This window comes from Burkholderia sp. WP9, from assembly GCF_900104795.1.
Taxonomy (GTDB): Bacteria; Pseudomonadota; Gammaproteobacteria; order Burkholderiales; family Burkholderiaceae; genus Paraburkholderia.
Genome location: NZ_FNTG01000001.1, coordinates 2,736,017 through 2,755,745, shown reverse-complemented (window position 1 = coordinate 2,755,745; position 19,729 = coordinate 2,736,017). Strand labels below are relative to the sequence as shown.

The window sequence follows — 19,729 nt, the reverse complement described above, 5'->3', positions numbered from 1 at the left end:
TTCTGCGGCTGCGCATACGGCAATTTCGAAGAGTTCGGTTGCCCGCTACATGTCGCTCTTCAATATATAGTCCCATCGTTCAAAGAGCCTCAGGCTGTGTATTGAGTCGGACCTGAACAATCTTCAAAGCCTTGCGGTGTGAGGCTTTGAACCGCAAATACCGTTGTGGGAATTGCAGGAACCTGGCACATTTACGCGTGAATCCTGCATTTTTCGGCGAGGCGCGATGGGCCGAGGCCGTGTAAAAACGCGTGTGATCACCTAGACTGAATCAACCTGCTGAAACGAGAGGCGCAGATGGGGCGATTTGTCGAAGGTGCGGAGCGTAGTCAGACCACACTATTGCCAGAGTGTCTCGATGACTTCATCGCTGAAGACAACACTGTGCGGATTGTTGACGCATTCGTCGAAGAACTCGAACTGGCGTCCCTCGGATTCGAAGGAATCACGCCGGCGAGCACCGGCCGACCTTCTTACCACCCGGGTGTGCTGCTCAAGATCTATATCTACGGTTATCTCAATCGGGTGCAGTCTAGCCGACGCCTGGAGCGGGAGTGCCAGCGCAATGTTGAATTGATGTGGCTGATCGGCCGGCTTGCGCCAGACTTCAAGACGATTGCCGAGTTCAGGCGAAGCAATGGCGAAGGCATTCGCAACGTGTGCCGTCGCTTCGTGATGATATGCCGGGACCTGAAGCTGTTCACACAAGCGGTCGTCGCCATCGACGGCAGCAAGTTCAAGGCGGTCAACAGCCGCGACAATAACTTCACGCCCAACAAGTTTGCACGACGTCAGGAGCAGATCGAGCAAAGCATCCAGCGTTATCTGGACGCGCTGGAGACCGCCGATCGCACCCAACCAGCCGAGGTAGAAGCGAAGACTGTACGGCTACGGGAGAAGATCGAGACTGAACCGCCCCGGATTTTGTGGAGGCACCAACTCTTGAGAGTGATTCATCGGGTTTTGCCCGACCCCGAAGGAAGAAGCGCACGACTGCTGCGGGCAGATCCGGGAAGGAACACGATGACGAGGCAGCGGTGGTCGAGGTCGGCCCATTATCTCATTATCTGGTGCACTGAGCCCGTTTGAGAGTTGGACCCGCAACCCTGCGAGCACCCCGAATTGTGACCGAGGGCGCGAGTCGCCCTGCCGGAGCACGCTGAGCTTGCCCCCGAAAAACGAATCCCTTGCTGAGCAGGTAAACTCAAGCAAGGAGAAGAACGATGACAAGCAAGGCAAAGCGGGCACAGTACACGCTCGAGTTCAAGCTGGAAGCGGTACGACTGGTCAAAGCCGGGCAAAGCATGGCAGCAGTGGCGGCGACACTGGGTGTGGTTGAACAGACGCTGTACAACTGGGTGAAGGCTGACCGGGAAGGCAAGCTGGCGGGCGCAGGCACGAAGCCTGTGAGCCCGGAACAGATGGAGCTGGCGCGGCTGCGTGCGGAGGTAGCGCGCCTGAAGATGGAGCGAGACATATTAAAAAAGTGCGCAGCGTACTTCGCGAAGGAATCGATGTGAAGTACGCGTTCATCGAGCACAATCGACGCCGCTGGCCAGTCTCGGTCCTATGCGAAGTGCTGGAAGTCAGTCCCAGCGGATATCATCAGCGCCGGCAACGCACCGCGCACGACAAGCCGCACCGTAGCCGCGTAAGCAACGATGCGCTGCTCGCGCAAGTCAAGGCGATTCACATGCAGGTCAAGGGCGAATACGGCTGGCCTCGCATGTGGAAGGAGTTGCTCACGCAAGGCGTGCGCGTGGGCAAAGAACGGGTTCGCAAACTGATGGCGCAGCATGGCATTCGAGCCCGCCACAAGCGCAAGTACATCGCGACGACGAACTCGAACCACGATTTGCCGGTGGCGCCGAATCTGTTGGAGCGCGACTTCACCGCTAACGCACCGAACCAGGTCTGGACGACCGACATCACGTACCTGGCGACAGCCGAAGGCTGGGTCTACCTCGCGGCCATCATCGACCTGTTCAGCAGGCAGGTGGTGGGCTGGTCGATGCAGCCGCACATGAAGGCTGAACTGGTCACGGACGCATTGCGAATGGCGTGGTTCCGGCGTCGCCCTGACGCCGGCGTAATCGTGCATAGCGACAGGGGCAGCCAGTATTGCAGCGGCCTGTTTCAGGACGCGTTGAAGGCCTACGGCATGCGTTCGTCGATGAGCCGACGTGGAAATTGTTGGGATAACTCGCCGACGGAAAGTCTATGGGGTTCGCTGAAGGTAGCACGCATGCACGGACGACACTTCCCCACCCGGCGGGCAGCAATGGATGAGGTGATTGACTGGCTGGGTTTTTACAACGCGCGCCGGTTACATTCAACGCTCGATTACGTCAGCCCCATGACATTCGAAAAGAACTGGTTCGCGGCTCATAGAGGCGAAGCCGCATAATTCACCCAGCTATGGGATTCGTCAAACGGGGGCAAGGTCACGCTTACCAGATTCCGATACCGAGGGTTGTCGCCGCTGCTAACCTCTATCGTGCAGGAGGGCAGCATGCAGGTACTCTATCCGCGCTGTGCCGGGCTGGACATACATAAGGACATGATCGTCGCCTGCGTTCGTTGTATGTCTGCGCCAGAGCACCATGAAGTGTAGAGCTTTCGCAGTACCACTGAGGGATTGCTGGCGCTGTCGGACTGGTTGAGCGTCCATGGCTGTGATTCCCTTCTTCGCTTATCCCCCCGAGGTGCGTCGAATCGTTTATACGACCAACGCGATTGAGAGCATGCACATGCAGTTGCGCATGATCGTCAAGAACCGCGGTCATTTCCCCAGCGACGAAGCCGCCAGCAAACTGCTGTATCTGGCCTTGCGCAACATCGAAAAGGATTGGAAGATGCCGCCTATCACTTGGCGGCAAGCTGTCAATCATTTCGCCATTCTGTTCCGCGAGCGATTCACCTTCGCCATGAGCTGAGATTTTTTAATCGACCTCAGCACACAAAATTCCTGACACCTCCCATGGCCGGGCGAGACGCCACCTGGCAGATCCCCTCAGCGTCGAGAAAATCGTTCTTGTTGCTCTTCACGAAAGGCCGCACGTAGTGCGGCGAAATGAGTTTCGCCTGATGTCCGAACGTAGCAAGCTTGCGCGCCAAATGATCAGCGCCGGCACAGGCTTCCGTGACAACCTTGCAGGCGTGAAACGTGGCGAAGAACTCGACCAACCGTTTGCGATTCACCTTCTTGCGAAACGCCGCCTTTCCGCGTCGGTCCTGACCGTGAAGGTGAAACGAATGCTTGCCCAAATCGATTCCAACCAGCGTCACACTTTGCATGATGGGTCTCCAGAAACAAAGCACCCTACAGCGTAACTCGCATGTAGGGTGGGAGTGACCATCTTGTATCTTTCTGCTCACGGACGGCGGTCATGCAGCCTGATAACCATCATGGGCCAGAAAGCCCGTTAATGAGCATTCGGCGCATGACTGCTACCGTTCTTCGATAAGCCCGAACAGTTGCTTGAATTCGAATTCGCATTCACAAGAATGGGATCCGGGGAACCATGTCTGAAATAATCGCTGTCGGAATTGATGTGGCGAAAGCCACCCTTGATGTCGCCTTCGGAGTTGCAGGAACCGTCATCACCTATCCCAACACACCAACGGGCCATGAAGAGCTGCTCACCGCCCTTGCTGAGTGCCACGTTGATCTTGTGGTACTGGAAGCCACAGGAAGCTACGAGGTGGCGGTTGGTTGCGCGTTGCAAAGCGCCAGCTACGCAGTTGCTATCGTGAATCCCCGGCAAGCCCGCGACTTCTCGAAGGCAATGGGAAATCTCGCGAAAACCGACCGGATTGACGCGCGTGCTCTGGCGCAGCTTGCCCAGGTGCTTGCGCAGCGAAGCGACAGGGACAAGATAGTCAAAGTCCTGCCTTCGCCGCTGCAGCAGGAGCTTCAGGCCCTCGTTGCCCGTCGTCGCCAGATCGTCACATTGCTGACATCAGAGCGACAACGACTTGGAATCAGCCACGAAGCCGTGCGCGGCAGTCTAACCGCCGTCATTGACTTTCTTCAAGCTGAGCTCAAGGCTATTGAAGCTGCCCTGGCGAAGCACGTCAAGGCGCATCACACCGGTCTGGTCGAACTGCTATCCAGTGTTCGCGGAGTAGGCCCCGCTACCGTCGCCACGCTGATCGCCGATGTGCCAGAACTTGGCAAGCTGACGCGGCGTGAGGTCAGTGCGCTGAGCGGGGTAGCGCCCTTCAACCGCGACTCGGGAGCGTTTCGCGGCAAACGAATGATCTTCGGCGGCCGTGCCGCTGTCAGGCGCATGTTGTACATGGCGACGTTAGCGGCCGTACGCTTCAATCCGGTAATTGGGGCTTTCTATCATCGGCTCGTCGCCACCGGCAAGCCGAACAAGGTTGTTCTGGTTGCCTGCATGAGAAAGCTGCTGACTATCCTCAACGCCATCGCAAAAACAGGAAAGCCGTGGGATGAATCCATCCACACGGCTTGACTGGTAAGACAGTTGCTCACTATTCCTGACACCTCCCACAGCGTTGCCGCTGCAGCCTCCCCTAAGAACCGTACGTGCAAGTTTCCCTGCATACGGCTCAAGCATTCCAAAATCACACGGAAGTTTGACCGGCACTCTCACGTTAGCACCTGCGCATTGTCTTGCCAAGGTTCTTCCGCTGACGCGGAGGGCGCAGACACCGCTAACGTTGCTCTCTCATGCTTCCCTCTATGAAGTCTTTCGGCAGCTTTACGCTGGAACACCGGACGGAAGTCTGCCCGCTGTCGCGTGGGGTGATGTTGCAACCCCTATCTGGACCATTACAGTCCGGCTTTCGCTTTTTCCGTCTTCTAATACCCACACAGTCAACGACTCACCTTGCGGTTCGTCTGCCACGAGGGCAACTATACGGGCTTACCACGTTCCCGCTTCATCACACGACCGGGTTAGGGTCCGCCTTTCCGCTGGCGGGTATTTCGACGACATGCTCCGGCCTATGAACGGAGCATCCACCCGCGCACCGTTTTGGTAAATGCCTGACAGCAGCTTTGGCACCCTCCTTATGACAACGTTTATCAGCGATTCACATGTGTTATCCACACCGGCCAGCCTTGCGTCTCAGCCCCGTCGCTGCTCAGAGCCTCTACGCGTCATCTCACGGCGACGCATACAGATGGACTACGTTGTCGGAAGAGCTTCATCCCGCATCGTTACCAACGCAAGATGCCTTCCTAGGCTACCGCTGGTCGTACAGCGGGTCCGCTATCGTACGAACATGTTCGCGCGATTGGACAATGATGAAGCGGACACGCGCTGCGCTCGCCACCGACAAGCCTCGTGCTTCGTGTCGCACCATAGGCGTAAGACTACCTCAAAATATAAGCGTTACCTCGTGTCCGCTTTCGCGGGGGCCGGCCCACAACCATCCACGCATATCGCTATGCCACGAGATCGGGAAATTCCTTGCTAATTCGGATCATGACTGCGACGGGGGCGAGAATCGTGCCGTGACTGGCTGGCCAAATCCTCAATTATCGAGCAGTGAAGCTGGTAACGGGGGCGTATGATTGCGTCCGGAACGGCACCGCAACCTTGTCCGCTGCGCTCAATGCAGCGAGTTGGGAAGGCATTGCTCAATCCATCGCGCCTCCGGCAGCAGGAATTTCCGGGGTTCCTCGGGCATATTGACTAGGTGGTGCCGGTCAACCTCGACGTGCATCGGGTCTTCGACAACTACGCGACACAAAAGCATCCGAGGGTCAGTGCGTGGCTCGCCCGGCGTACGCGCTACCACAGCATTTCACGCTGATCTAATCGAGTTGGCTGAATCAGATTGAGCGCTTATTTGGTCTGATTGCGCCGCAGGCGATCCGTCGCGAGCAATTCAGAAATGGGCGCAAGCTCTTTGCCAGCCTCGAGCGTTATGCCGAGCAGTACAACGAGTACAAGCGGCCGTTCGTATGGACCGCAACAGCCGATTCCGTTCTTCAGGAAGTGGCTCGGCTACGCGACGTTATTTCTGGGACGGAACATTAAGGAGCGAAAGAAGTGTCTTCCTGTCCCGAAGCTGCGGTGGAAGCCGCAGATCGGCATTGACGTGCCATGATGAATTTTCGAACGTTCATCAACACCATAAAGGTGGCTCTCTTTCATTCTCTGGGCATCCAGGTTAGGTATGGAAGAGCGCGGGTGCCGGAAAACGCGCGGAACTGGCTGCCGGTTGTGCTGGCATAGGCGGGCGGCTTTCCTTCGGTATCGATGGTGTTGGCCACCCTAAAATTACCGCTGCCCTGCGCGCCAAGGATCACTATCCCGCCCGATGGCGCCTAAGGCGCATGTCCGTAGCGGCCCATCCGCAATGGGGGCGACCTCGATCAACTAACCTTAAGGATTGGTTGCTGTGGCCAAAGTAGGTCGGACCGTGGAAATGCAAGGCTGACGATATCCTTGGGCGCAAAGCCCGCCATGCGAGGCGAGGTCGTATCCAGCAGATTCCATCAAGTCGAGCGGACGCCGTCCCGCACAGAAGTCAATGTATAAGACTGCAACCACTCGTACCAGCCAAAACATCGAAACCCTGCCTTGCGGAACGGGAGGTGTTCATACACGTGTGTCATGCTAGGCATTGGGGCGGCAACACGGTACCATCATGGCTCCCGTTTCCACGGACTCTACGACGCGACACAAGAATGGAATATCAAAGCTGGATGTGCCTGATTTGCGGCTGGATTTACGACGAAGAAGCCGGTTTGCCGGACGAAGGCATTGCGCCGGGCACGCGCTGGGAAGACGTTCCCATTAACTGGACCTGTCCGGAGTGCGGTGCGCGCAAGGAAGACTTCGAGATGGTCCAGATCTGAAGTTCGGGGGCGGCCGGCATGTCGGCCTTGGGGGGCGCGCCGCGTGTCTGCGGCGCGGCGTTGGCAGGTGTTTCGCGGCCAGCGCGTCGCGCCGGATCGAACGCGCGAGGCGTGCTCTGAAGTGTGCCCCAATGCGTCGATACGGAACGTCCTTGGGCGCGCCGTGTCGCAACGTTAGTCTGTCATTGTCCTGTCGCCGGTTCGCGCGTTAGCCGATCAGTCGGCGCGCGGCGCGAAGCGACGGCCCGTCAGCTTCGTGTCGCCTGCCCATGACCCTTCGATCCGCTGCACCCGTTTCCTTCGACGCTTTGCCGAATCCGCGCGGCGGCGCCGTCCGTCCCGCCGAACTCGCCCTGGCCGAGGCGCTGCTGGCGTTCGAACAGCACAGCGAGAGCACTTCGGCGCTGCTGCGTGCATCACATGCATTGCGTGGAGCCGGCTGGCTCAGCGCGCAGCGCTTCGCCGACGCGCTGGTGCGGCTTTCTCCCCTCGCGGAGGGCGACCCGTCCGACGCGGCAAGCGCGCGGCCCGTCTTCGGCGCGGCTTTACGCGAGTTCCGCGGCGCGCTGGAGCGTCACAATCTGCGCGAGCTGTCCTGCTCGCCCGTTCTGTTCAACCATTACCGGTCACTCTGCACGCACCTGTCCGAGCACACGCCCGGCACTACCGTCGCGTTCGAAGATCTCGCGTTGACCGCGCGGCCGGTGCCGCCCGTCTCGCTTCACGCGCAGTCCGCTGACCAACTGGCGCATCTACGGGCACGCTATGAGCGCGCGCTCTTGCCGGTGCTGCGCTCGCAGGCGAATACCGGCAGTGCGGCGGCGCTTGCCGTCACCAACGCGGCGCTCGACGAACTGGACGCCGTTTTCAGCGAACTGGCCGGCCCGGATCCCTACGATTTCTGGCGCCTCGCCAAGGCCTGCGCCAAGGCCTTGCGGGTCAGCGGCCGGGCCGCGGCGGAAACCGACGCGCGGCGTTTCTACGCGCGTTGCAATCTCGCGCTGGCCGATCACGCGCGTGGGATCCAGCTTGCGCCACGCTCTCTCGTGCGCGCCACGCTCGCGCTGCTGTGGCGCGATTACGCCTTGTTTGGCGCCGCGGCGGAAGACGCCGATCAGGTCGAGGTGCTGCACGACTATGGCTTGACGGTGGACTGGCACGTCGCGGGCACCCAGGCTTCGGAAATGCTTTGGGAGGCGGGTGCGGTACAGGCGCAGGCGATCAGCGCGACCCGCAGCGCATTGACGCGCGAATTGGGCGTGCTGACCGTCAATGCGAACGCGTACGAAGATTTTCTGCAGACGGCGGACGCCTCGATCGCCGCGCTGACCGAGCATGCCCGTGCGGCCGACCAGCCGGAGAAGGCCGACCCCAGCGAAGCGCTGCAAGCCGGCGACGCCGCCTACCGTCTCGGCTCCGCCGCGTGCGCGCTGGGTCTCGGCCATGTCGCGCTGCTGGCCGACGCGCTGGGGCTCGCGTGGCGGCGTCGCGCGCATGCCGGTGTGTCGACGCCCGCGGTGCGCGCCCATGTGATCGTCGGCGCACCGGCGGCGAGCACGCTCGAGCAGGCCGCGGAGGCGCTGCGTGCCACGCTGCACAAAGTGGCGGCGGGTGTCGCACCGGCTGGCGGAAATGCCGCGCTGGCCGCGTTGACCCGTTCGATCGAACAGGGCGGCGCATGAGCGGCCGCCGTCGCAGGTTCGGCGCGCTGGCCCATTGGTAAGCGCCTGCACCGGGCCGCCATGGCGCAACCCGGCGGCACGCAACAGCCGTGCCGCAAAACAGCGCGAAGCCGCACCGTGGCGAGCGCCCGCGTGCGTGATAGAGTGCAACTTGATTCGCCGTCGATGGCTCGCGGCACGCTCCATGGCACACATCGCGGTTCCACGCTCAAAGCCCGCCATCCTGCATCGTCTTTGCTAAAATCCGAACTATGTCCAAGAGTACCGATCGCATCAATCTGACCAACCAGTTCCTGATCGCCATGCCGAACATGGCGGATCCGACGTTTTCAGGAACGGTGGTCTACCTTTGCGATCACAGTGAGCGCGGCGCGCTCGGCCTCGTGATCAACCGGCCGACCGATATCGACCTGCAAGCGCTCTTCAGTCGCATCGATCTCAAGCTCGAGATCGAACCCCTTCTCCATGTGCCCGTGTATTTCGGCGGCCCGGTGCAAACCGAGCGCGGCTTCGTGCTGCACGATCCGAAAGACGGCAATGCGTACACCTCGTCCATGTCGGTGCCGGGCGGTCTCGAGATGACCACGTCGAAAGACGTGCTCGAAGCCGTGGCGAGCGGCACGGGTCCCGAACGTTTCCTGCTCACGCTCGGCCATGCCGGCTGGGGGGCGGGGCAGCTCGAAGAAGAGATTTCGAAAAACGGCTGGCTGACGGTCGAAGCCGACCCGAAAATCGTCTTCGACGTGCCCGCCGAAGAGCGTCTCGAAGCCGCATTGGCGCTTCTCGGCATCAACCTGTCCATGCTCTCGGGCGAGGCGGGTCACGCATGAGTCTGCCGGCCGGACGTGAGGCGACGCTGCTTGCGTTCGACTACGGTGAAAAACGCATCGGCGTGGCGGTCGGCAATTCGCTGACGAAGAGCGCGCGGCCGCTCGTGATCGTGCAGAATCGCAGCCGCGAATACCGGTTCGAAGCGGTCGGCAAACTGATCGCCGAATGGAAGCCGGACGCCTTGATTGTCGGCTTGCCGATGTATCCGGACGGCACGCCGCACGAAATGACGCAACTCGCGAGGCGCTTTGGCAATCAGCTGAACGGCCGCTTCAATCTCCCGGTCACGTGGATCGACGAACGCTATTCGTCGGTCGAGGCGAAGGCGGAAATCCGCGCCGGCAACGGCCGCGCCGACATGCTCGACGCCGAAGCCGCGAGCATCATCCTCCAGCAATATCTAGACGGACTTTCCGACGATCATGAGTTCCATTGACGCCGAAGCGCTTTATCGCGCGTTGCTCGACCAGATTCGCGCGGTGTACGGCGACAGGCTCGGCGCCGCACAAGACGGCGCTGAAGGCGCCGTGCTGGCCGGCATCTATAGCGGCGGCGCGTGGCTTGCCGAACGGCTAGCGAGCGACCTGAACCTGCCGAGCTTCGGCGTGGTGAACGTTGCGCTGCATCGCGACGATTACGCGAAGAAGGGCCTGCATTCGCAGGCAAGCCCGACCTCGCTGCCGTTTTCGGTCGACGGCCGCCATATCGTGCTGGTCGACGACGTGCTGTACACCGGCCGCACGATTCGCGCGGCGCTCAACGAGCTGTACGACTACGGCCGCCCGGCGTCGGTCGAACTGGCGGTGCTCGCCGATCGTGGCGGGCGCGAATTGCCGGTGGCGGCGCGCTTTGTCGGCGGCGTGGTGAACGTTCCTGCCGACGCCACGCTCGTGCTGGCCCGCACGGACGGCGGCGAAGCAGGCGGCGCGCCTCATTCGCAACGTTTTACTTTTCACACAGAAGCACGCGTCGATTGAATGCGGCGCGAGGTGCGCGAGGCGCGCATCGAAGCCGTGGCCATTGGCGCATCGCATCGAGCCATCACACGCCACGCAAACTGGATTTTTCGAGTCGGTCGCCGCAGCCTCGCGCGCGAGGACCGGTTCGGGATCATCACACGCAGTCAGCATCGACACCGATCACGTTGAAGCCCGTATTTGAAGCAGGTAAATCATGAACACCGCCACCCAGGCTCCCAAGGATTCCGCCGATAGCGCCACCGAGCGCTTCCGTTATGGCTTCCTGAAGGGCAACCCGCAGCTCACGAAAAACGGCGAGCTCAAACATCTGTTGTCGATCGAGGGCTTGCCGAAGGCGATCGTCAATCACATTCTCGACACCGCCGACCAGTTCGTCAGCGTGACCGATCGCGAAGTGAAGAAGGTGCCGCTATTGCGCGGCAAGTCGGTGTTCAACCTGTTCTTCGAGAACTCGACGCGCACCCGCACCACCTTCGAGATCGCGGCGACGCGTTTGTCCGCCGACGTGCTGAATCTGAACATCAACGCGTCGTCGACCAGCAAGGGCGAGTCGCTGCTCGACACGATCAACAACCTCTCGGCAATGCACGCCGACATGTTTGTCGTGCGCCACGCGTCGAGCGGCGCGCCGTATCTGATCGCCCAGCATTGCGCGCCGCACGTGCATGTAATCAACGCCGGCGACGGCCGTCATGCGCACCCCACGCAGGGGCTGCTCGACATGTACACGATCCGCCACTACAAGAAGGATTTCACAAAGCTGCGCGTGGCGATCGTCGGCGACATTCTGCATTCGCGGGTCGCGCGTTCGGACATTCACGCGCTGACCACGCTCGGTGTGCCGGAAGTGCGCGCGATCGGTCCGCGCACGCTGCTGCCGGGCGGCCTCGAACAGATGGGCGTGCGCGTGTTTCACAACCTCGACGAAGGCCTGAAGGACGTCGACGTGATCATCATGCTGCGTCTGCAGAACGAGCGCATGAGCGGCGCATTGCTGCCGTCGGCACAGGAGTATTTCAAGAGCTGGGGCTTGACGCCGGAGCGTCTCGCGCTCGCCGCGCCCGACGCGATCGTGATGCATCCGGGCCCGATGAATCGCGGCGTCGAAATCGATTCGCAAGTGGCCGACGGCCCGCAATCGGTGATTCTGAACCAGGTGACCTTCGGCATCGCGGTGCGCATGGCGGTGATGGGGATCGTCGCGGGCAATCACGACTAATTCCGAAAGACGCGGTGCGCCGTCACGCATGGGCGTCACGGCGCGGCGTCCCGAAAGCACAGTGCGGACACGCGGCATATCACGCGGAACGTAGCTGAACGTTAGGCTGAACATAAGGCAGCGCATGAAGATTCATATTCAAGGCGGCACGCTGATCGATCCGGCAGCGGGCACCGAACAGCAGCAGGACATTTTTATCGCAGCGGGCAAGATCGTCGCCATCGGCAACGCGCCCGCGGACTTCAACGCGGCGAAGACGATCGACGCCCGCGGCCTCTGTGTCGTGCCGGGGCTGGTCGATCTGTCCGCGCGTTTGCGCGAACCAGGCTACGAACACAAGGCGACGCTCGAGTCCGAAATGGCCGCGGCGCTCGCCGGCGGCGTGACGAGCCTCGTCTGTCCGCCGGACACCGATCCGACGCTCGATGAACCGGGCCTCGTCGAGATGCTCAAGTTCCGGGCGCGCAATCTGAACCAGGCGCACGTCTATCCGCTCGGCGCGCTCACGGTCGGCCTCAAAGGCCAGGTGATCACCGAGATGGTCGAGCTGACGGAGGCGGGTTGCATCGGCTTTTCGCAGGCCGACGTGCCGGTGGTCGATACGCAGGTGCTGATGCGCGCGCTGCAATACGCGAAGACCTACGGCTACACCGTGTGGCTGCGTCCGGTGGACGCGTATCTTGGCAAGGGCGGCGTGGCCGCGAGCGGCGCGCTGGCGTCGCGATTGGGGCTGTCGGGCGTGCCGGTGTCGGCGGAAACCATCGCCCTGCACACCATCTTCGAGCTGGTGCGCGTGACGGGCGCGCGGGTGCATCTGTCGCATGTCTCGTCGGCGGCGGGCATTGCGCTGATGCGTGCCGCGAAGGCGGAGGGCTTGCCGGTCTCGTGCGATGTCACCGTGAATCACGTGCATCTGATCGACCTCGATATCGGTTACTTCGACGCGCAGTTCCGGCTCGATCCGCCGCTGCGCCAACAGCGCGATCGCGAAGCGATCCGCGCGGGTCTGGTCGACGGTACGATCGACGCGATCTGCTCCGACCACACGCCGGTCGACGACGACGAAAAGCTGCTGCCGTTCGCCGAAGCGACGCCCGGGGCGACCGGCCTGGAGCTGTTCCTGTCGCTGACGGTGAAGTGGGCCGACGAAGCGGGCGTGCCGCTCGCCAAGGCGCTGAATCGCATCACCACGGCGCCGGCCGACGTGCTCAAGCTGGAAGCGGCGGGGCGTATCGCCGTGGGCGGCGCGGCCGATCTCTGCGTGTTCGATCGCAACGCGCATTGGCGCGTCGAGCCGCGTGCGTTGAAGAGCCAGGGGCACAACACGCCGTTCCTCGGCTACGAGTTGCCGGCGCGCGTGCGTGCGACCATCGTGTCCGGTCACGTCGCATTCGAACAGCGCTAATGTCCGCAGCATTGGGCCGTTCAGCGGCCCCCTCATTGGCTCGTTAAGGAACGCCCCGACCATGAAGCTCGCGTTACGCAAGGCCCGCCTCGTCGCTCATCTGCTGCACGGCATGTGGATCGTGGCGACGCGCTTTCCCAAAGCCGGCGCCGACGTGCGGCACGCGCTCAATCGCGAATGGTCGCTGAAGATGTTGCGCCTGTGCGGCATGCGGCTCGTCGTGCATAACGATAGCGAGCGGCTCGACCGCGGCGCGCTGGTGGTCGCCAACCACATTTCGTGGATCGACATTTACGTGATCAACGCGTGGCGTCCCACGCCGTTTGTCTCGAAGGCCGAAATCCGGCAATGGCCGGTGGTCGGCTGGCTCGCGCAGCAGCTGGACACGGTGTTCATTCAGCGCGAGAAGCGTAGCGACACGAAGCGGATCATGCACGAACTGTCCGACCGTCTCGGTGCAGGCGAATTGATGTGCGTGTTTCCCGAGGGCACCACTTCCAATGGACTCGCGGTGCTGCCGTTTCACGCGAACATGTTTCAGGCTGCCGTGTCGGCGTCCGTGCCGGTGCAGCCGCTGTGCATCATGTATGAGGACGCGCAGGGCCGGCAGTCCACCGCGCCGGCCTATATCGACGATCTGTCGCTCGCCGATTCGTTGAATCTGCTGCTGCGTGGCGGACCATTGACCGCGCATGTCTACGTGGGCGCGCCGCTCGCGCCGGGCGCGGACCGTCGCACGCTGGCGGCGGAGGCGGAAGGCGTGATTGCGCAGGCGTTGCGGCAGATGCAAAGCGGCGCCGCGGTGAGCGGCGCGGTGATCGTGGAGCGGGGCGCCACACCCGCCTCCACGGTAACGTCGATCGAACTGGCCGACCAGACGAATCAGGTTAGTGAGGTCGATCAATCAGGGCGTTCGGCCTAACGGCGTTGGGCCGGGTCGCTGCGCTTATGTGGCGCCCTTGGTTGGCGCGCTCAATTGCCGCTCCTGGTTGTCTTCCTCACTTGTCCGCGCGTCATTGTGGCGCTTAGTGGCCGTCCTTAGTGACTGCCTTAGTTGCCGCCGCCCGGCGCGCGACAGTTATCACAATCGACCTGCGTCAGCGTGCGTTCCGCGGGATTCCGCGCGAGTCGCACGGCAGACAGTTTTTCACCCCACACGCAGCCTGAGTCGAGTCCAATCAGGTTGTCGCGCAAGGTCAAGCCGAGCGCGGCCCAATGACCGAACACGACCGTCACGTCGGCAGTCTCGCGCGACGGCACATCGAACCACGGCATGCAACCGGGCGGCGCCGCGTTCAGGCCGCCGCTGCTGCTGAAATCCATCGTGCCTTCGGCGTTGCAGAAGCGCAGTCGCGTCAACGCGCTGCACGTCAGGCGCAGGCGCTCGATGCCCTTCAGTCCCGGCTTCCACCGGTTCGGCTCATTGCCGTACAAACCGGCGAGCGTTTCCTTCCAGTTCGGCGCGCGCAGGGCGCGCTGCAATTCGTCGGCGAGTTCGAGCGTCATGGTCGCATCCCACTGCGGCAGAACGCCGGCATGGACCATCAGCATGCCGTTGTCGAAGTGGGCGAGCGGACGGTGCCGGACCCATTCGAGCAGGTCGGCGGCATCCGGCGCGGCGAGAATCTCGTCGATCGTGTCGCCTTTCTTCGACTTGCGAATCCCCGCCGACACCGACAGCAGGTGCAGATCGTGATTGCCCAGCACCGGCACCGCGCGCTCGCCCAGCGCGATCACGTCGCGCAGCGTGGCGAGCGACTCGGCGCCGCGGTTGATCAGGTCGCCCGCGAACCACAGCGGCGTGCCGGCCGGCGGCGCGGCCTTGGCGAGCAGTTGCTGGAACGGCGTGCGGCAACCTTGCAGATCCCCGAACGCGAGCGGGACCGGGTGCTGGGCGGAGGAAGCGGAAGACAGAGTGGCGGGTGTCATCGAGGAAGTGAGTGCGGTTTGATACATGCTGTTACGCACAAGGCGTGCCGCGTTGGGCGGTGCAGCATGCTAGCGTGACATAATAGCCCGTTTGAAGTGCCCGTATCGCGTCAGGCGGCGCAAGACGCCGCCGGCAAGCGCCCCGGCGAACGGCGCGCGCGATATTGCAGCACAACACGATGACCCTCGTGAACGGAGAACAGCATGTCGTCTTTTCATGCGCAGCAACCTATCCGTACGCTCGTAACCGGCGCGAGCGGCTTCACTGGCCGCTATCTGGTCGATAACCTGCTCGGCCGAGGCCACACTGTGATCGAAACGGTCGCCGGGCGCAACGAGCCGGAAACGCCCACTCGCGTGAGGCTCGACATCACGTCGCCGGACGCCTGCCGGCGCGCGATCGAGATTGCGCGCCCCGACTACATCGTCCATCTGGCTGCAATCAGCTTCGTGGGCCATAACGATCCGCTCGACTTTTACCGCGTCAACGTGCTCGGCACGCTGAATCTGCTGGAGGCGTGCGCCGCCGTGGGTCACACGCCGCGCAAGCTGTTGATTGCGAGCAGCGCGAACGTCTACGGCAATGTGACGAGCGACGCGATCGACGAGAGTTTTCCGGTCACGCCGGTCAACCACTACGCCGCCAGCAAGGCGGCGATGGAAACAATGGTGCGGACCTGGTTCGACCGGCTGCCGATCCTGATCGTGCGGCCGTTCAACTACACCGGCCGCGGCCAGGCATCGAACTTCCTCGTGCCGAAGATCGTCGAGCACTTTGCGCGCCGTGAACCGTCGATTGAACTCGGCAATATCGATGTTGCGCGCGATTTCTCCGACGTGCGCTACGTGGCGAGCGCCTATGAAGCGCTGCTCGACTCCGAAGCCGCCGCCGAGACGGTCAATGTCTGTACCGGCACTCCCTTCACATTGCGCGAAATCCTCTCAGCGGCAAGCGACCTGACCGGCCACGAGCTCGAGATCCAGATCAACCCCGCCTTCGTGCGGCAAACCGATGTGAAGATGCTGGCCGGATCGCCCGCAAAGCTGCGCACGCTCGTGCCGGAGGTCGAGGCAATTCCGTTCATCGACACGCTTCGTTGGATGTTGGCGGCTTAACTGGCGCAATCGGTGGTGTTTGCGGTCATCTGCCGTCATCTTGCGCTGTAGCGCCGCGTCATGCCATCCCGTGCAAGTCAGTGGAAACCAAACTTGTCAAGCTGTTTCAAGTTGTTAGGGGTGTGGTTTTTGCCCCGGGCGGCTTTATAATTGCGGCTTCATAAGATCGGTGTTTGAGCGCCTGCCGCTGTGCGAAGGGGCTGCGTAGGGCGCTGACAAGAATGGGATACCCAACGCGGGGCGTGGATCGGCGAACCGATTCGATCTGGCACCAACATCTAGAAGGTAATTTCATGATCCTGGTAACGGGAGGTGCCGGCTTTATCGGCGCCAATTTCGTGCTCAACTGGCTCGATTCGTCGGACGAAGCGGTGCTGAATATAGACAAGCTGACCTACGCCGGCAATCTGGGTACGCTCAAGTCGCAACAAAACAATCCGAAGCACATTTTCGTGCGCGCGGATATTTGCGATCGCGCCGCGCTCGACGCGCTTTTTGCCGAGCACAAGCCGCGTGCCGTGCTGCACTTTGCCGCTGAAAGCCATGTGGACCGTTCGATCCACGGCCCGGCTGATTTCGTACAGACCAACGTGGTTGGCACCTTCACGTTGCTCGAGGCCACCCGTCAGTACTGGAATACGCTCGGCGGGGATGATAAGGCCGCGTTCCGCTTCCTGCACGTCTCGACCGACGAAGTGTTCGGCTCGCTGTCCGCTACCGATCCGCAATTCTCCGAGACCACGCCGTACGCGCCGAATAGCCCTTACTCGGCCACCAAGGCGGGTTCCGACCATCTGGTGCGCGCCTACCATCATACGTATGGCCTGCCGGTGCTGACCACGAACTGCTCGAACAACTACGGTCCGTACCAGTTCCCCGAGAAACTGATTCCGCTGATGATCGCCAACGCGCTCGGCGGCAAGCCGCTTCCGGTCTATGGCGACGGTCAGAACGTGCGCGACTGGCTGTATGTCGGCGACCATTGCAGCGCGATCCGCGAAGTGCTCACGCGCGGCACGCCGGGCGAGACGTACAACGTCGGCGGCTGGAACGAGAACAAGAATCTCGAGGTCGTGCATACGCTGTGCGACCTGCTCGATCAGTTGCGTCCGAAGGTCGGCGCTTCGTATCGCGACCAGATCACCTATGTGAAAGATCGTCCGGGCCACGACCGCCGCTATGCGATCGACGCCCGCAAGCTCGAACGCGAACTTGGCTGGAAGCCGGCGGAAACATTCGAGACGGGCCTCGCGAAGACGGTCCAGTGGTATCTGGACAATCAGGCATGGTCGGACGAAGTTGCCTCCGGCGACTATCGCAAGTGGGTTGAGACCAACTACGCGCAGCGCGCGTAAGGGCACGGCAATGGCGCGCAAAGGCATTATTCTGGCGGGTGGATCGGGCACACGCCTGTACCCGATTACGCATGTAGTCTCCAAGCAGTTGCTGCCTGTGTACGACAAGCCGATGATCTACTATCCGCTCTCCACGCTGATGGTGGCGGGCATTCGCGACGTGCTGATCATTTCGACGCCGCAGGACACGCCGCGCTTCGAAGCGATGCTGGGCGACGGCAGCCAGTGGGGCATGAATATCCAGTACGCGGTTCAGCCGTCGCCGGATGGGCTCGCGCAGGCGTTCATCATCGGCCGGGATTTTGTGGGTAACGATCCGTCGGCGCTGATTCTCGGCGACAACATTTTCTATGGCCACGATCTCGCGAAGCAACTGGAACGCGCGAATGAGAAAGAGGACGGTGCGACGGTGTTTGCGTATCACGTGCACGATCCGGAGCGGTACGGCGTAGTCGAATTCGACAAGCAGTTCCGCGCGCTGTCGATCGAAGAAAAGCCGGTCAAGCCACGCTCGCACTACGCAGTCACGGGCTTGTACTTCTACGACAAGCAAGTGTGCGATATCGCGGCGGACATCAAGCCTTCGCCGCGTGGTGAGCTTGAAATTACCGATGTGAATTCGCGTTATCTCGCCAACGCCGCGCTCAATGTCGAGATCATGGGCCGCGGTTATGCGTGGCTCGATACTGGCACGCACGATTCGCTGATCGAAGCCGCGACGTTCATCGCGACTCTGCAAAAGCGCCAAGGTCTGGTGGTGGCGTGTCCGGAAGAGATTGCCTACCGTCGGCAGTGGATCGATGGCGAGCAACTGCTTAAGCTCGCTAAACCGCTCGCGAAGAACGCTTACGGGCAATATTTGCAAACCATTCTTACGGACCAAGTCGCATGGCCATCCAAGTAACCGCAACGGCATTGCCCGAAGTCAAGATCATCGGGCCGAAGGTGTTCGGCGACGCGCGCGGCTTCTTCTACGAGAGCTTCAACGCGCAGGAATTCTCCGAGCAGGTCGAAGCCGGCGTAGAGTTCGTGCAGGACAACCATTCACGTTCCGCGAAGGGAGTGCTGCGCGGGCTGCATTACCAGATCCAACATCCGCAGGGCAAGCTCGTGCGCGTGGTCGAAGGCGAAGTGTTCGATGTCGCTGTCGATATCCGCAAGAGTTCGCCGAATTTCGGCAAATGGGTGGGGGTGAATCTGTCGGAGGAAAATCACCGTCAGTTGTGGGTGCCGCCGGGTTTCGCGCACGGCTTCGTCGTGCTGTCGGAGTCGGCGCAGTTCCTCTATAAGACCACGGATTACTGGTATCAGGCTCACGAACGCAGCATCGCGTGGAACGACGCGGACATAGGCATCGAATGGCCGATCGACTTCGAGCCGCTCCTCGCCGCCAAGGATGCCGCGGGCAAACGCCTGTCCGAAGCCGATTGCTTCGAGTGAGGACGCCATGAGGACGCCTGAACAACGCACCATTCTGTTGACTGGCATCAACGGTCAGGTCGGCTTCGAACTGGCTCGCAGCCTGCAGGGTCTCGGCAACGTAGTCGCGCTCGATCGCAACGGCCTTAACTTGAGCGATCTCGACCATATCCGCCGTGTCGTGCGTGAGATAAAGCCCGCGCTCATCGTGAATCCGGCTGCGTACACGGCCGTCGACAAGGCCGAGACTGACGTCGACGCAGCCATGCGGCTGAACGCCGAGGCCCCCGGCGTGTTGGCCGAAGAGGCGAAGAAGCTCAACGCCGCGTTGGTTCACTACTCGACGGACTATGTATTCAACGGCAAGAAGGACGGCGCGTATGTCGAAGACGACGCCGTCGATCCCCAAAACGTCTACGGCAAGAGCAAGCGCGCGGGTGAGCAGGCGATCGCGGCATCGGGTTGCGATCATCTGATTTTCCGCACGAGCTGGGTATACGGCACACGCGGCAAGAACTTTCTCCTCACCATGCTGCGGCTAGGGGCGGAGAAGGACGAGCTCAACGTGGTCGCGGACCAGATCGGCGCGCCGACGTGGTCCAACACCATTGCGACGTTAACCGCGGGCGTGCTGTCGCAGGCTCGCGCCGCGGATGAGAGCGATACGCGCGACTGGTGGCAGCGTCACAGCGGCGTGTATCACCTCACCGCATCCGGGGCGACGTCGTGGCATGGCTTCGCGGAAGCGATTTTCCGTCTGTCCGGTCTTGAAAAGAAGACCAAGGTCAATCCGATTCCGGCATCGGCCTATCCGGTTCCGGCGGTTCGTCCTTCGAATTCACGCATGTCGAACGAGAAGCTATCGAAGGCCTTCGGGCTGAAGGCGCCGGAATGGGACCGCGCGCTGCAGCTTTCCCTCGAGCGCTAAGTGCCATTGCCGAACGGTCCGCTC

At 61.7% G+C, this 19,729-nt stretch carries 16 protein-coding genes and 4 pseudogenes; 18 read left to right on the top strand and 2 right to left on the bottom strand.

Going from position 1 to position 19,729, the window contains the following annotated elements; all coding sequences use genetic code 11:
* Positions 1 to 297: 297 nt before the first annotated feature.
* The 4 genes and pseudogenes from BLW71_RS12235 to BLW71_RS12220 all read left to right on the top strand — a co-directional run.
* A pseudogene (locus BLW71_RS12235) lies at positions 298 to 903 on the top strand (transposase); the annotation flags it as partial.
* A 320-nt stretch (positions 904 to 1,223) separates the two neighbouring features.
* Positions 1,224 to 2,407 (top strand): IS3 family transposase gene (locus tag BLW71_RS12230; protein WP_091793237.1). Its coding sequence is split into 2 segments (ribosomal slippage): positions 1,224 to 1,488 and positions 1,488 to 2,407, totalling 1,185 coding nucleotides; the frame shifts between segments, so codons are not numbered across the junction.
* 105 nt (positions 2,408 to 2,512) lie between these two features.
* Positions 2,513 to 2,677, top strand: a pseudogene (locus tag BLW71_RS42925) (IS110 family transposase); the annotation flags it as partial.
* A pseudogene (locus tag BLW71_RS12220) lies at positions 2,676 to 2,936 on the top strand (transposase); the annotation flags it as partial. The pseudogenes BLW71_RS42925 and BLW71_RS12220, both read left to right, overlap by 2 nt.
* A gap of 43 nt (positions 2,937 to 2,979) precedes the next feature.
* Here BLW71_RS12220 and BLW71_RS12215 read toward each other — a convergent pair.
* A pseudogene (locus BLW71_RS12215) lies at positions 2,980 to 3,297 on the bottom strand (IS110 family transposase); the annotation flags it as partial.
* Positions 3,298 to 3,524: 227 nt separating this feature from the next.
* On the opposite strand from BLW71_RS12215, the gene BLW71_RS12210 reads away from it, so the two are divergent.
* The 9 genes from BLW71_RS12210 to BLW71_RS12170 all read left to right on the top strand — a co-directional run bounded on the left by BLW71_RS12210 (position 3,525) and on the right by BLW71_RS12170 (position 13,880).
* Positions 3,525 to 4,481, top strand: coding sequence for an IS110 family RNA-guided transposase (locus BLW71_RS12210; RefSeq protein WP_091796547.1), 957 nt, complete (start codon positions 3,525 to 3,527; stop codon positions 4,479 to 4,481).
* Between the two features lie 2,189 nt (positions 4,482 to 6,670).
* Complete coding sequence (locus tag BLW71_RS12205) at positions 6,671 to 6,841, top strand: rubredoxin (RefSeq protein WP_006047743.1); 171 nt, start codon at positions 6,671 to 6,673, stop codon at positions 6,839 to 6,841.
* Positions 6,842 to 7,110: 269 nt separating this feature from the next.
* The gene (locus BLW71_RS12200) at positions 7,111 to 8,523 is read left to right on the top strand and encodes a FimL-related protein (protein WP_091796546.1); all 1,413 of its coding nucleotides are present in this window, start codon (positions 7,111 to 7,113) and stop codon (positions 8,521 to 8,523) included.
* A 251-nt stretch (positions 8,524 to 8,774) separates the two neighbouring features.
* Entirely contained in the window at positions 8,775 to 9,353 is a 579-nt protein-coding gene (locus tag BLW71_RS12195; protein WP_007178990.1) for a YqgE/AlgH family protein, read from the top strand.
* Positions 9,350 to 9,790, top strand: coding sequence for a Holliday junction resolvase RuvX (gene ruvX / locus BLW71_RS12190; RefSeq protein WP_091796545.1), 441 nt, complete (start codon positions 9,350 to 9,352; stop codon positions 9,788 to 9,790). Before BLW71_RS12195 ends, ruvX begins: the two co-directional genes overlap by 4 nt.
* Positions 9,777 to 10,331, top strand: a complete 555-nt coding sequence (gene pyrR, locus BLW71_RS12185; protein WP_091796544.1) for a bifunctional pyr operon transcriptional regulator/uracil phosphoribosyltransferase PyrR — start codon at positions 9,777 to 9,779, stop codon at positions 10,329 to 10,331. The genes ruvX and pyrR overlap by 14 nt, the downstream gene beginning before the upstream one ends.
* A 196-nt stretch (positions 10,332 to 10,527) precedes the next feature.
* Positions 10,528 to 11,553, top strand: a complete 1,026-nt coding sequence (locus tag BLW71_RS12180) for an aspartate carbamoyltransferase catalytic subunit (RefSeq protein ID WP_012431924.1) — start codon at positions 10,528 to 10,530, stop codon at positions 11,551 to 11,553.
* A 124-nt stretch (positions 11,554 to 11,677) separates the two neighbouring features.
* Positions 11,678 to 12,958, top strand: coding sequence for a dihydroorotase (locus BLW71_RS12175; RefSeq protein WP_091796543.1), 1,281 nt, complete (start codon positions 11,678 to 11,680; stop codon positions 12,956 to 12,958).
* Positions 12,959 to 13,019: 61 nt separating this feature from the next.
* Positions 13,020 to 13,880 (top strand): lysophospholipid acyltransferase family protein, encoded by an 861-nt coding sequence (locus tag BLW71_RS12170; protein WP_091796542.1) that lies wholly within the window; start codon positions 13,020 to 13,022, stop codon positions 13,878 to 13,880.
* Between the two features lie 128 nt (positions 13,881 to 14,008).
* Here BLW71_RS12170 and BLW71_RS12165 read toward each other — a convergent pair whose 3' ends face one another.
* On the bottom strand, positions 14,009 to 14,887 hold the full coding sequence (locus BLW71_RS12165) for a symmetrical bis(5'-nucleosyl)-tetraphosphatase (RefSeq protein ID WP_091800762.1): 879 nt from the start codon (positions 14,885 to 14,887) through the stop codon (positions 14,009 to 14,011).
* A 204-nt stretch (positions 14,888 to 15,091) separates the two neighbouring features.
* Between BLW71_RS12165 and BLW71_RS12160 the strand changes: the two genes are divergently transcribed.
* The 5 genes from BLW71_RS12160 (at position 15,092) to rfbD (ending at position 19,705) form a co-directional block, all read left to right on the top strand.
* Positions 15,092 to 16,003 carry a GDP-mannose 4,6-dehydratase gene (locus tag BLW71_RS12160; protein ID WP_091796541.1) on the top strand — a complete coding sequence of 304 codons (912 nt, stop codon included), beginning with the start codon at positions 15,092 to 15,094 and terminating at the stop codon, positions 16,001 to 16,003.
* 293 nt (positions 16,004 to 16,296) lie between these two features.
* Positions 16,297 to 17,358 (top strand): dTDP-glucose 4,6-dehydratase, encoded by a 1,062-nt coding sequence (rfbB, locus tag BLW71_RS12155; protein ID WP_091796540.1) that lies wholly within the window; start codon positions 16,297 to 16,299, stop codon positions 17,356 to 17,358.
* A gap of 10 nt (positions 17,359 to 17,368) precedes the next feature.
* The gene (gene rfbA, locus BLW71_RS12150; RefSeq protein ID WP_091796539.1) at positions 17,369 to 18,262 is read left to right on the top strand and encodes a glucose-1-phosphate thymidylyltransferase RfbA; all 894 of its coding nucleotides are present in this window, start codon (positions 17,369 to 17,371) and stop codon (positions 18,260 to 18,262) included.
* The gene (gene rfbC, locus BLW71_RS12145; RefSeq protein WP_091796538.1) at positions 18,247 to 18,798 is read left to right on the top strand and encodes a dTDP-4-dehydrorhamnose 3,5-epimerase; all 552 of its coding nucleotides are present in this window, start codon (positions 18,247 to 18,249) and stop codon (positions 18,796 to 18,798) included. The genes rfbA and rfbC overlap by 16 nt, the downstream gene beginning before the upstream one ends.
* A gap of 7 nt (positions 18,799 to 18,805) precedes the next feature.
* A complete protein-coding gene (rfbD, locus tag BLW71_RS12140; protein WP_091796537.1) occupies positions 18,806 to 19,705 on the top strand; it encodes a dTDP-4-dehydrorhamnose reductase in 900 nt (299 codons plus the stop codon).
* Positions 19,706 to 19,729: the final 24 nt, after the last annotated feature.